A 12,840-nucleotide genomic window follows, 5' to 3' on the forward strand; every position below is an offset into this window, starting at 1 on the left:
CTGGTGCTGGTGGTGCAAATAGTGGCGGGCGTGCTGGTACCCCGATGGTCGGGGCGCCTATTGGTGGGCAGAACAACAACAATAACGAGAATCAGCGTAAACGGAAAAAGCCGATACGGGGTATTACTGCGAGTGTTGAACGAGACACCAACCTCAAAGCGCTGTTGGGCGAACAACCCAAAGTAATCCCAGGTGTCATCGGAAGCTGGGTACGCGAATAGCAGTAAGTAACCCCCAGCCATTGGGGAAAAAACCGGTGGGTGGGGGTTTGTTGAAGAATCAGGCTTGCTGTTACATATCCGCGTTGTAATCTAGTCGCCCATGGCTTTGAATCTCACAGGTTAATGGAGAGGGGGTTACATAGGAATAGTTCACAACGGAGGTGCGTTCGTACTCAGATTCCACTTCTTCGACTTCGACATAGAGGATACGGTGGACGTTTTCACCGATTTGTTCTTGCCAGCAGTATTCGAAATTGGAGTAGATGGCACCTGGGACTATGGTGTCGCTGACCAGTGGGTTGGGTGCGTCTTCGGTTATCGTGTATTCCATGCCGTCGATGGTTGTCGATGGATGGGTTTTCTCCAGGGACTCGTGGACCTTTGTTACGAGCTCTTCGAAAGGCATCGTTCCGTATTCACCCGTCTACTTTGAGTAGTATGGATCGTAGTCCAAAAGCTCCGGGTAATTTTTTACCGCAGTGAAGTCATGTTCGGTGCTTAAGGTGCGTTTTACATCAAGGACACCATCGGGGGCGCGGAGACCGTATAAGCCAACATCTAAATCGTCATTTTCCATCGCAGTTTCACGTGGCGTGTTTGGTTTTTCCGGCGGGATGCTTACTGTCGTTGCACTTGTAGCGGTGGTGCTTGCCGTGGCTGATTGTGTTGAGGCTTTTTGTAGTGTTTTCGCAACATCGATAGCTGCACATCCGCTGAGTAGGAAAGAAAGTGCAGTCACTACAAGAACATGCTTTTTCATTGTTGTGTCCTCAAAAGTAAGTTGAAAAAGTGTCTGGCTGGAAAACCTTTCTCATGGTAGCGCTGGCGAAAATGCGAAAGTGGGCTTTTTGTATAGTTTTTCCGTGAGAAAAGCGGGGGTGTCTTTAAGGAATATAAAAGGCGCTGAAATAAGCAAATTCGAAGGTCAGGGAAGGGATGTGCCGTAAGGGAATTTCAAAAATGAAGGTGGGTGACGCCATGCGAAAACCCCAGTTGTATAAGAATCTTGCGATTGTGCAACTGGGGTTTCTGGTCAGCTGGGGGGCTACGGGAGCGCGATGTATTTCACGTCGAGGTATTCCTCTATCCCTTCGGTACCGCCTTCGCGGCCGAATCCGGATTGTTTGATTCCGCCGAATGGGGCGGCCGGATCGGAAATGGCGGCGCGGTTGATACCCACCATGCCTGCTTGGAGTTCGTTGGCTAGCCGAGTAGCGGTGTGGATGTTTTCGCTAAAACCGTAGGCGGCCAGGCCAAACGGGGTGTTATTGGCCAGGGCGATGCCTTCGTCCAAGCTGCTGAACGTGGTGATTGTGGCAACCGGTCCGAAGATTTCTTCGTGCAGAATCTTGGTGTCGTGTGGCACGTTGGCCAAAACTGTTGCTGGGTAGAAGAACCCAGGACCGGCCGGGATTTCGCCGCCGATGGTTAAGGTGGCGCCGTTGTCGATGGCGTCGGTAACCAGGGCATGGATTCCGTCGCGCTGTTTCGCGGTGATGATGGGGCCGAGCTTGGTGCCGTCGTCAAGCCCGTGGCCGGTGCTAAACGACGCCATGACCTCGGTAAGCCGTTCGGTAAATTCCTCGGCGATGGATTCGTCCACCAGGAATCGATTGGCCGCAATACAGGCTTCGCCGCCGTTGCGCATTTTTGCTTGGGCCGCACAGGTGAGAACCAGGTCAAGATCGGCGTCGGCGGCGACCACGAATGGTGCATTGCCGCCGAGTTCCATGGAGGTTCGCAATAGGTTGTCGGCGGATTGCCGTACCAGGTGTTTGCCCACGGCGGTGGAGCCGGTGAAAGTGATTTTGCGTAACCGGGGGTCGGCCATTAATTCCGCAGAAAGATCGGCGGATTTCGTGGTGGGGATGATGGAGACCAGCCCATCGGGTGCATTGGCTTCCTGCAAAACTTCAGTAATGACTTCGCCAAGCAGCAGCATGGTCAGTGGGGTTTCCTGGGCGGGTTTGACTATGACCGGGCAGCCTGCGGCGAGGGCGGGTGCGATTTTCCGGGTTGCCATTGCCAGTGGGAAATTCCACGGGGTGATGGCAAGAACGGGCCCGACAGGGGTGCGGGTGATAATCATGGAGCCGATTCCGGCAGGCGCGGTTCCGGCGCGGCCGGGAATGCGCACGGCTTCCTCGGCGAACCACCGGAAGTACTCGGCACCGTAGGCGACTTCGCCTTTGGCTTCGGCCACGGGTTTGCCCATCTCCAGGGTCATGACCTGGGCGAAATCTAAGGCACGGTCATGGATGCGGTCGAAAATGCGCCGCAGCACTTCAGCCCGGTCGCGGGGTGTTGCTTTGGCCCATATCTCACCCGCCGTGACGGCCTTGTCTAACGCCGCATTCCATTCGGTGGAAGTAGCGTCGCTGACGGCAGCCAGGACTTTTTCGGTGGCCGGGTCGATAACGTCGAACGTGGTGTTGGTGGTCACCTCGGCGAATCCGAGGCGAACGCCCAATGGGACGGCGCAGGGTAGTGAGGTCATGAGTTAAGACAGCTCCTTAATGGCGGTGGCGAGCACCTCAAGGCCATCCCGAAGCACGGCTTCTGGAATGACGAGGGAGGGCAGCAGGCGGATAACGTTACCATCCATGCCGCAGGTGAGAATGAGAACTCCCTCTTTCTTACAACGGGCGGCGACGGCGGCGGTAAGGTCGGGGTTCGGATCCCCTGCGGCATCGACAAGCTCAAGGGCGATCATTGCGCCCCGGCCGCGCAGCTCAGCCACGGTTTCCAGCTCGGTGAGCGGGCCGAGTACCTCGGTGATGACTCCTTCGATGGCTCGTGCGCGGGCGTTGAGATTGTAGGTTTCCATCTGCTCGATAGCGGCCAGCGCTGCGGCGCAGGCGACCGGGTTGCCGCCGTAGGTGCCGCCCAAACCGCCAGGCACCGGCGCGTCCATGATCTCGGCACGCCCGGTCACCGCCGAGATCGGCATACCGCCAGCGATGCCTTTCGCCATGGTAATCAGGTCGGGCACGACCTGCTCGTTATCGCAGGCAAACCAGTCGCCGGTGCGGCAGAATCCCGCCTGAATTTCGTCGGCGACGAAAACCACATCGTTGTCGCGGCACCACTCGGCGATCGCGGGGAGGAAGCCCGGCGCGGGCGCGATGAAGCCGCCTTCACCCTGCACAGGTTCGATGACAACGCAGGCGAGGTTTTCTGCCCCGACCTGCTGTTCGATCATTTTGATGGACCGGCGGGCCGCCGCAGCCCCGTCGAGACCGTCGCGCAGCGGGTAGGACATTGGTGCGCGGTAGACGTCGCTGGCGAGCGGGCCGAATCCGGTCTTGTATGGCTTGTTTTTCGCGGTCATCGCCATGGTGAGGTTCGTGCGGCCGTGGTAGCCGTTGTCGAACACGACGACTGCTTTCTTGCCGTTGTAGGCGCGCGCGATTTTCACCGCGTTTTCTACCGCCTCCGCGCCGGAATTGAGCAATACGGTTTTCTTGTGGTGGTCACCTGGGGTAAGTTCGTTGAGCTTTTCCGCCAGCGCCACGTAGCTTTCGTAGGGGGAGACCATGAAACAGGTGTGGGTGAAGTGTTGCGCAGCCTCGGTGATGGCCGCGATGACCGCCGGGTTTGCGGCACCCACGGAGGTCACGGCGATGCCGGATGCGAAGTCGATAAAGCGGTTGCCGTCCACGTCGGCGAGGATGCCGCCGTCGGCGTCGGCGACGTAGCCGGGCAGCCCAGGACTCAGTGCTCGGGGGAGGGCGTTGTGCCGCCGGGAATCGAGCTCGGCGCTTTTTGCCCCGAATCCATCGGTGGCTACTTCACGTTGCTGCGGGATACGGAAATCCATTTCGATCATGTGACGCTCGCTTTCTGTTTCTGCGTGCCAGCTAAATATTGGTTTTCTGCTTCATTATCTGGGGTGCACGCCGGAAGAAACCATGTACCATTGGGCGAAAAGGAATGAGGCATTTCTACCTAATGGCGGGAGGTGTGCGGTGGCGCAACCTGTGGTGACGGAAAGCGAAACCATCAGCCTGGAGTGGCTGATGAATCAGAAGAAACTCAAGTTGAAAAAACTCACCCACACCAACACCCGCTTCACCGTTGTGCAACCAACGGAATTGGAGAATCCCAGCGAGTTTTTAAGCCCCGGCGCGCTCGTGCTGCTCGTTGGCCTGGCTTTTGAATCCACGCCCGCGAAATTCGCCGACTACGTGCGCAATCTTTCCCAAGCCGGGGTTGCCGCTATCGGTTTCGGCACGGGCTTAAGCTTCGATATCGTCCCGTCCGCGCTTGTCGACGCCGCCCGGGAGGCACACCTCGCATTGTTTGAGGTGCCGCGCGACGTGCCGTTCGTGTCGATTCTTACCACCGTGCGCACCGAATTTGCCCGGCGGGAAAGTCAACAACAGGCAACCCAGCTGAAACTGCAAAACAAGCTGCACGCAGCCGCAATCGCTGGCGGCATTCCCGCCTTACTGCGCACCCTCGCCCATGAGATCACCGCTGCGGTGGCCGTCTGCAATGTTGACGGCACCGTGGTGGAATCGGTTCCCCATGCGGGCATGGACGCTGCTGCGGTCGCAGCCAAGCAAACGCCGCATGATCTGGCGTTAAGCCGGGCGTTTTCCACCGCCGGAAAGTACCACCTCATTCAAAAACTCTCCGCCCAGGGTGCTTCCCGTCATGTGTTGGTAACCACCGCGCCGCAACCGTATTCCAAGCTCGCCAACCGCATTGTTTCCTACGCTGCGGGCCTGGCGGATATTCTGTTGCACCTGCCTGCTGACGTTCGACAATCCCGGAATGAACTCAATACCTTAGCCTTAGAAATGCTGCTGGCCCACCAGCGCGAAACCGCTCCCGACCACGGCGCGTTGGCGCGAATCTTCGCCCCGCTAAGCGACGGCCACGACGACGTCCGCCTCGTCGTCATTCACAGTGACAGCGCCACCACACTCACTCGTGCCGTTACCTCCTGTGATAAGCACCTTGCCCTGCGCGGCTATAGCCAATGCACAATGCCGCTTGCTGGTGGTTTCCAACTATTCCTCCTTACCGCCGCCCTGCCGCAGGCCGAAATCGTTGACATGTTTGCCGAACACAAACCCAAACTAAAAATCGCCATCGGCGCGGTTGTATCCTGGCGATCAGTCACCACGGCGACGGTCGATGCATTGTGCTCCACCGCCCTTGCCTTACAACCTGGGGGAACCGCCACCGCCGACTCCACCAGCCTTAGTTGGCTGCACGAACCATCCGTGCAGCAGGCACTGCGCGGCCGCGCCGCCGAAACCATCGGGCGGCTTGCTGATTACGATAAGAAAACCAATTCCGATCTCGTCGCCACCTTATCGGCATATCTGCGCAGCGGGAACCACGTGGCGGATGCCTCCCACATGCTTGGCATCCACCGCCACACCATGCGCACCCGACTTCAGAAAATCGAAACAGTCTGCGAGCTAAGCCTGAATAACCCCGTTACCTGCGCGGAACTACTTCTGGTGGTGATAACGCAGGCGGTGTAGGGCTTTTCAAAATAATGTCTATTATCGCTAGACTTGATAAGTCGCATGGGGGTAGACTATCATTGTGAAGCGCACTGCAATCATTAAAAAACTCAGAGCTGAGGCGAAACGTCAAGGATTGGAGTTTGAGGAAATCTCCCTTACCCGGCATGACGCTTATAGGGTAGGAAAAACAACCCGAACTCTTGGTCGGCATAACGAAATTGACGATGTGACAGCACGAAAGTTTTTTGACCAGTTCGCTAACGAGTTAGGGAAGGGGTGGTGGAGGTAATGCCTACTTTTACAGTCACTGCTGAGCGAGGTGCCGGTGACGTATGGGTTCTTGAATGCGCCGAGGTGGGTGCGGTTTCTCAAACTCGACGTCTTGACCAAGTCGCAGACGAAATGCGTGAGGCAATCGCGTACTTGGCACAATTGGACGAATCCGAAGTTGATATTGTCGTGGAGCCGATTGTAAATCCCGCTATTGCAGAACTTAAAGAGCGCGCCGATTATCTTTACCGGCAGTCGGATGAGATCCGTGCCGAAGCCATTCAAACGCGACAAGCTGTGGTTGCGGCATTGAAGGAACAAGGATATACCGTTCGTGACATGGGAATAATTCTTGATGTTTCCTATCAGCGGGCAGCTCAACTTGCTGCTTCGCTATAGGGGTGCGTTGTTTAAAAAGTCCAGGCGTGGTCTTCGCGTAGCCTGTTTGGTATGTCCGATTACTCGTTGAAGAGACACTTTGATGGTGACTGCGTCCGAAGAATCTGCGCGATGGTGGGGGATCAGGCTGGTGGCTTGGATGTGGAAGATTTCTGCGCCGCGGTGGAGCGGCAGGTTCCCGATCTGGAATTAAAAGATCGGGTTCGGGTGATCGCCCGGGAATTGTACGAACGGTTGCCGGGTGATTACGTCGAAAAGCTGGACATTATAGTTGCGTCCTTGGGGCCGGAGCTGCGCGAGGACCAGGGGATGTTCACCGAATCCTGGTATCTGATGCCGGTTGCGCAATTGGTTGAGGATTACGGCGGGGACCACCCTGAGCAGTCGCTCGCGGCGATCGAACAGATAACCAGGCGGCATACGGGGGAGTTCGCCATCCGGCCGTTTTTGGATCGGTGGCACGATCTAACGATGGCGCACGTTAAGCGGTGGTCGACGTCGGAAAGCCATAACGTGCGCAGGCTTGCCAGCGAGGGGATTCGCAGCCGATTGCCATGGGCGGGGCGGTTTGCGCCGTTTATCGCGGACCCGCAGCCGATCGTCGATGTCATCACCGTGCTTATCGACGACCCATCGGCTTACGTACGGACGTCTGTTGCGAATAACCTCAACGACATTTCCAAAGATCACCCCGAATATGCGGTGGAAACCGCACGTCAATGGCTTGCCATCAGCAATAGCTCGCGGACCCGGTGGATAGTGGAAAAGGGGTTACGGACACTTATTAAAACCGGGCACCCGGAGGCGCTGGCGGTTATCGGGGTACAGGCCGACCCGCAGGTGTACGTCGACCGGTGCAGCATCACACCAGTGAATCCGCGCATTGGTACCAGCGCCGAGATTGCCGTGGTGATTCGTAACGACGGCGATGTTGACCGCGACGTGATCGTTGATTACCAACTGCACTACCGGAAAGCCGATGGCTTGCTTAAGCCAACGGTTTTTAAACTGTCACGGGTGGATATAGCGGCGGGAGGGCAGGTTGAACTACGCAAACGCCACTCGTTTAAAGAGGTAAAAACCCGCACGTTGTATCCGGGCGAGCATGCACTCGTTGTGCAGGCCAGCGGAAATCCCGGGCCGACGATTGAGTTTCGGCTGGAGGAATAGGCGCAAGATCACTGCAATCCGAAGCTCTTGAGTTTCTCCTTATCGGTTATCGCCAGTAGTTCCGAATAGATGCCGCCGGTGGTGGCGAGCTGCGCGGGGGAGCCGATCTCATCAACGCGGCCGTCTTTGAGGGTGATGATGGTATCAACATCAGCGATGGTGGAAAGCCGGTGGGCGATAATCAGCGTGGTGCGGTTTTCCATGAGCTCTTCTAATCCCTGCTGCACGGCGCGTTCGCTTTTGGTGTCCAGGGCGGAGGTGGCCTCATCAAGAACCAAAACCGGCGCGTTCTTGAGCATGGCGCGCGCGACTGCGACGCGTTGCTTCTGCCCACCTGATAGCCGCAGGCCACGCTCACCAATGATGGTGTCGTAACCATCAGCAAACTCCGCGATAAAATCGTGGGCATTCGCCTTCTGAGCGGCGGCGATGATCGCGGCGTCCGTCGCGCCGGGACGGCCATAGGCGATGTTCTCCTTAATGGAGCCGGAGAACAAGCTTGCTTCTTGAAATACCACGCCGACGCTGGCGCGTAGTGAATCGGCGGGAACGCCTGCAATATCGTGGCCGCAGACCTCCAGCGTGCCAGCGGTGGGGGAATAGAGCCCGAGGATCAGATTAACCAGGGTGGACTTGCCGCCACCCGATTCCCCTACCAATGCGATGCGTTGCCCTTGGTGGGCGACGAAGCTAACGTCGTGAAGCACCTCGTGGGTTTCTTGGTCGTCGCCGGGGTAAGTAAAGGACACCCCGCTAAGCCGCAATACGGGTTCGCCTGGTGAAAGGGGTGTTGGGGGTTCGTCGACAAGCGAAAGCGGGCCGCTGGCGGTTGCGGCGGCAACGAGCTGGGGGTTAGCGGTGGGTTCTGGTATCTGCGCCATGACGGCGAAGTAATCCTTGGAACCAGCAACCGCGCGTTGCCCGGTATCCACTAGGTAACTCATGAGGTAAATCGGCTGCCTAGCCATCGTGACCAATTGGATCAGCAGAACCATCGTGCCGATAGAGAAATCACCGGTTAACGTGCGGCGGAAAAGTAGGAGGTAGATGCCGAAGAAAATCGCATTCACCGCCAAGCCCCGGGCGATGTCCATCAGGTGCCACCACCGGGATTGGCGTGTGGTGACGGTGATCGTGCGGGCGAACCGGCGGGCAAAGAGGGCTAATTCCTGGATTTCGGAAACGAAGGATTTCACCACTTTCACCTGGCCGACAACCTCGGCGAATCTGCCGCTGGCGGCGTCGATCTGTTCGTTCTTTTCCGCCTCCCACTTTTGCCACCGGCTACTGGTGAGTGCGGTAAGCCACATGTAAATCGGGAAGACGATCGCTAGAAGCACCGCGATGGGGAAGTAAAAATACGCCGTGACCGCCAAAACCGCGCCAACCGTTAAAACCATGGAGAAGAAGTTATTGGCGAAACCCTGGACGAAACTGGTGATCGAGGTGATCGACCGATCCAGTCGGGCAATGATCGTGCCGGTGACCTGATTATCGAAATACCCCTGCGGCAGCGACAGGAGTTTTGCAAAATACCGGGTTGAGAGAATCTGCCGCAGCCGGGCGGACAACACGTCGCCGATGTAGCCGCCGATATTATGCACGATGGTGTTGCCCACCTCCGCGGCAAGTAGTCCCAGCGCCAACAACAACACGATGGTGGTCGGTGAAAGCTGCGAGTTGGTTGGTTCCCCGCCGACCGCCGCGACGATGACGTCGGTGGCTTCCCGCACCAAAAACGGCGTGACCAACGCCAGGAGCGCTGTTGCCACGGAGGTGAGCGTTACCGCGATGTACAGCGGCCACAACGTGCGGGTGGTGGAGAAAATCTGGAAAAACGAACGCATAACGACCTTTTAGTAACCGGGTGGGGGGGCTGGTATGACAGCTGGTGAGGTGTGTAATCCTAACAGCTCCTACCGCGCAGCTATAGCTTGGTTACCGTAACCTTGCTCGTTATTGGAAAGGTGGATCAAACCCACATAGTTTTATATAAGAAAGTTTGAATGTGCCCAGTTTAGGGGTAGGTTTCATGTGTCGCTAACCGCGAGTGGGGCTTAGAATGGGAAGTGAGTTCGGCACACCTGCGCCGTAGAAATGTTTGCGCGCAATACAAACCGACGGGCACCGCTACAGGTAAACACCAGTGGTTAAAAGACGGATCACCATTAACGTGCCGGGCTGCATTCCTATCCACCGCACTAGTTGTGAAAGAACCTCTCCATCATGTGGACTGAAATCCCGGCACCGGAATACGCCACCCTATTCTTCTTCGAAACCGGCGAATGGTGGGACTACGCCATGCTGGCAGTAGTCACCTTCGCCCTTGCGTTCACCGCATGGCTTGCCCAGCGCAATAAATGGGTAGTGCTCGCGGTTTTCGTTGTAGCCCCCATCCTGCTCACCATATTCTGGTGGCCCCATTCAACCCAGGGAACTAGCTCCGCCGGATGGTTCCCCATAGTCAAGCAATACTCCGCACTCGCCGGATCGCTGTGCCTCGTGGCCCTGCAATACCGCAAAAAACTCCGGCATAACTACTGGTACCTGGTTATCCCGCCAGCAATACTGGCGCTTAATATTATCGAAGCAGTGATCCGCGACATCCAGTGCTACTTCATCCACGGCGTGGACCCCAGCCAACACATGGCAACCTGGGGCGGGCCGTGGAACCTCATGAACGCCGCCGCCGGGGTGCTCAACCTGCTGGCAATCTCCGGCTGGGTGGGAATCTTTGTTGCTAACGGGAAGTCCCGCGCCATCATCTGGCCCGATCTTAATATTTGGTGGATTCTTGCTTACGACGCCTGGAACCTCGCCTATGTCTATAACTGCCTCGCCGACCGTGCTTGGTATTCCGGTGTCGCCCTCCTAGCTGCTTGCACCATCCCTGTGCTTTTCAAATTTGGCAAAGGCTCCTGGATTCAGTATCGCGCTTATACCCTCACCCTCTGGTCGGCAGTGGTTCTCACCTTCCCGCACTTCATGCACGACTCCATGTTCGCACACCGCTCCGCCCACAACCCTACCGCGCTATTTGCGCTATCGGCCCTTGCGCTCGCGCTCAATATCGGTGTATTCGCCTGGCACCTGTACCGGATTGTCACCTTGCGCCGTAATCCGCTTACACAGGAAATCTACTCTGACCTACCCGAATCCGTGGAGATGGTGCGCGATCACGCCACCGATGAGGACATGGATCTCATTGCTGGACGGTTAGGAAAAGAAGCAGAAGAACTAGGCTTTAGGGTAAAAAGAGAAATAAGTCCCGACATAGCTCGGCCATTGGCGCACTCCTAACCAATGTGGACGCCGCCACCGTGATAAACAGCTGACGATGGCGGCGTCGTCACGCAACAATCCCTGCATCCCTTAAGAAGTAACGGGGCAGAATCTGCACGATCGTTTGTGAGTACTTAGCCGGTTCCGCGATCCAGTTTTAGTATGAGCTTCACGAAGCTGACCAAAAGCTGCGTGAAGCCTGCTTTTTTCGAACACCTTCTAGGAATAGGTAAGTTCCGTGAGCTACAAACCCGTGGGACGGACATCGTGGCCCTGATAAGCATCAACATTGGTAACAACATGCAGAATTGTTTTTGTCATTGTGGCGAATCTTCCCGGTGTCGGCGCGCCGCAGCCAAATCAGAATCCAGTGCAGTGGCAAGTGAATGTAAGAGCCGGAGAACCTGCTCCAGGTTGGGTTCGCAGAAGCGGGTGGTGCCCTGTTTGGTCACTGTGATAAGCCCCACCCGTTCCAAAATTTTCACGTGATGGGACACTGCGGTGCGCGAAAGTGTGGAACTTTGTGCAAGCTCAGTCATATTCAACCGACCCTGACAGACCAATGTGACCAAGAGGTTCTGTCGGTGTTCGTCCTTTAACGCGTCAAAGATGGGGATACTTTCTTGTAAATAGGGCAGACTTTGCGGTTCGAATTCTTTAGGCATAAAACTTTCCTTTTTAGGCCCGGCGAGTAGCCAATGCGGCTTTGCCATGATGCCACAGTGCATGCAGCAGCGCCTGTTTTGCGGTAAACCGCGTGATCTGCGGCTTTTTGCCTTCCGCTATCTTGTGCATCTGCAATTCGTATCCAACAATGCCCAGCAAACTGCCAAGCCTGTCATCGATTGTTTTGATACCGGTGCTTAAGCGAGGGAGGAGGTATGTTTGCGTATTGCCGCTAAGAATCTGATTCGGTAGGTCTGGATACAGCGCCAACGGCCGGGCAATCCCTATGAAATCGGTAACGCCGTCAGCAAGCGCCTGCTCCATCCCGGCGGCATCTCGGAATCCGCCTGTCGCAGCAACCGGGGTGGAGACTACGGAGCGTAGCTTAACTGCATAGTCGCTGAAGGTGGCCTTGCTGCGGCCGCCGCTATACTGCCCAGTTTCCATCATGATCGGCGAGGTGTAAGTGCCGCCGGAAATCTCGATTACATCAACCCCAAGCTCAGACAACCTTTTGGCCGTGTCCAGCGAATCTTCAGTGGAGAACCCATCTTTCGTTCCGTCGGTCGAGTTCATTTTCACACTGATGGGGAAATCGGCCCCCAGCGCTTCCCGCATGGATTGGTAAATCTCAACCAGAAAACGCTGGCGGTTTTCCAGGCTGCCGCCATATTCGTCCGTGCGCTGGTTGTGTTCCGGGGACAAAAACTGGCTGACCAGATAGCCGTGGGCGGCGTGAATCTGCACTCCGGTAAAACCCGCTTTCTGGGCAATAACCGCGGTGGTAACGAATTTTTGTTGTACCTGATGGATTTCCGTGATTGTTAATGCTCGGGGCGTGGCGAAGAATGCATCGGCATCACTCGACAGAGGTATCGCACTGGGTGCGACTGGTGCGGTGTTAACGCTTTTGGGGCTTTGCTTGCCAGGGTGATTAATCTGCATCCACAAATGTGTGCCATTCACAGTGCCCGCTGCCGCCCATTCCTTTAAAACCGCGAGGTCACGTTCGTCTTCAATAAAAACATTCCCCGGCTCGCCCGGATGATTGCGATCCACCATCATATTGCCGGTCACTAACACCCCTGCGCCGCCTTCAGCCCAGGTGCGATACAGTTGCGCTATTTTCGGATCGGGGGCACCTGCGGTAGTACCTAAAGCTTCGTGCATGGCCGATTTGAAGAAACGGTTTTTTACAACGGCACCAGATGGCAGGGTGATCGGTTCGGCGATGTGGCGGGGCGTCATACTAAAACTCCATTCGTCTAAATGTTTCGACATTTGGTTACATGGGTCAGCGTAACCACCCCGGTTTCTTATACGCAAGCTCTCCAACAACCTTTCAC

Annotated in this window: 11 protein-coding genes and 1 pseudogene; 5 read left to right on the forward strand and 7 right to left on the reverse strand. The window is 56.5% G+C overall.

Features of this window, described 5'->3' with window-relative positions; genetic code table 11:
- A pseudogene (locus Q4D85_RS12995) lies at window positions 1-221 on the forward strand (hypothetical protein); the annotation flags it as partial.
- Window positions 222-291: 70 nt separating this feature from the next.
- Here Q4D85_RS12995 and Q4D85_RS13000 read toward each other — a convergent pair.
- The 4 genes from Q4D85_RS13000 to gabT form a co-directional block, all read right to left on the reverse strand.
- A complete protein-coding gene (locus Q4D85_RS13000) occupies window positions 292-627 on the reverse strand; it encodes a hypothetical protein (protein WP_303201017.1) in 336 nt (111 codons plus the stop codon).
- An 18-nt stretch (window positions 628-645) separates the two neighbouring features.
- Window positions 646-981: a hypothetical protein gene (locus Q4D85_RS13005; RefSeq protein WP_303201018.1), complete on the reverse strand. Its 336-nt coding sequence runs from the start codon at window positions 979-981 to the stop codon at window positions 646-648.
- Between the two features lie 285 nt (window positions 982-1,266).
- Window positions 1,267-2,718 (reverse strand): NAD-dependent succinate-semialdehyde dehydrogenase, encoded by a 1,452-nt coding sequence (locus tag Q4D85_RS13010; RefSeq protein WP_303201020.1) that lies wholly within the window; start codon window positions 2,716-2,718, stop codon window positions 1,267-1,269.
- Window positions 2,719-2,721: 3 nt separating this feature from the next.
- Window positions 2,722-4,050, reverse strand: a complete 1,329-nt coding sequence (gene gabT / locus Q4D85_RS13015) for a 4-aminobutyrate--2-oxoglutarate transaminase (RefSeq protein WP_303201022.1) — start codon at window positions 4,048-4,050, stop codon at window positions 2,722-2,724.
- Window positions 4,051-4,189: 139 nt separating this feature from the next.
- Between gabT and Q4D85_RS13020 the strand changes: the two genes are divergently transcribed.
- The 3 genes from Q4D85_RS13020 to Q4D85_RS13030 all read left to right on the forward strand — a co-directional run bounded on the left by Q4D85_RS13020 (window position 4,190) and on the right by Q4D85_RS13030 (window position 7,546).
- Window positions 4,190-5,722, forward strand: a complete 1,533-nt coding sequence (locus Q4D85_RS13020; protein ID WP_303201023.1) for a PucR family transcriptional regulator — start codon at window positions 4,190-4,192, stop codon at window positions 5,720-5,722.
- Window positions 5,723-5,995: 273 nt separating this feature from the next.
- Window positions 5,996-6,376 (forward strand): hypothetical protein, encoded by a 381-nt coding sequence (locus tag Q4D85_RS13025; RefSeq protein WP_303201025.1) that lies wholly within the window; start codon window positions 5,996-5,998, stop codon window positions 6,374-6,376.
- Between the two features lie 51 nt (window positions 6,377-6,427).
- Entirely contained in the window at window positions 6,428-7,546 is a 1,119-nt protein-coding gene (locus tag Q4D85_RS13030; RefSeq protein ID WP_303201027.1) for a hypothetical protein, read from the forward strand.
- 8 nt (window positions 7,547-7,554) lie between these two features.
- Here Q4D85_RS13030 and Q4D85_RS13035 read toward each other — a convergent pair whose 3' ends face one another.
- Entirely contained in the window at window positions 7,555-9,393 is a 1,839-nt protein-coding gene (locus tag Q4D85_RS13035; RefSeq protein WP_303201029.1) for an ABC transporter ATP-binding protein, read from the reverse strand.
- Window positions 9,394-9,772: 379 nt separating this feature from the next.
- On the opposite strand from Q4D85_RS13035, the gene Q4D85_RS13040 reads away from it, so the two are divergent.
- Window positions 9,773-10,846 carry a DUF5692 family protein gene (locus Q4D85_RS13040; RefSeq protein WP_303201030.1) on the forward strand — a complete coding sequence of 358 codons (1,074 nt, stop codon included), beginning with the start codon at window positions 9,773-9,775 and terminating at the stop codon, window positions 10,844-10,846.
- 299 nt (window positions 10,847-11,145) lie between these two features.
- On the opposite strand, the gene Q4D85_RS13045 is transcribed toward Q4D85_RS13040, so the two are convergent.
- Window positions 11,146-11,493: a helix-turn-helix transcriptional regulator gene (locus Q4D85_RS13045; RefSeq protein WP_047262666.1), complete on the reverse strand. Its 348-nt coding sequence runs from the start codon at window positions 11,491-11,493 to the stop codon at window positions 11,146-11,148.
- Window positions 11,494-11,506: 13 nt separating this feature from the next.
- Entirely contained in the window at window positions 11,507-12,742 is a 1,236-nt protein-coding gene (locus Q4D85_RS13050; RefSeq protein WP_303201032.1) for an NADH:flavin oxidoreductase/NADH oxidase family protein, read from the reverse strand.
- Window positions 12,743-12,840: the final 98 nt, after the last annotated feature.

The sequence above is a fragment of the Corynebacterium sp. genome, assembly GCF_030532965.1.
Lineage (GTDB): Bacteria > Actinomycetota > Actinomycetes > Mycobacteriales > Mycobacteriaceae > Corynebacterium.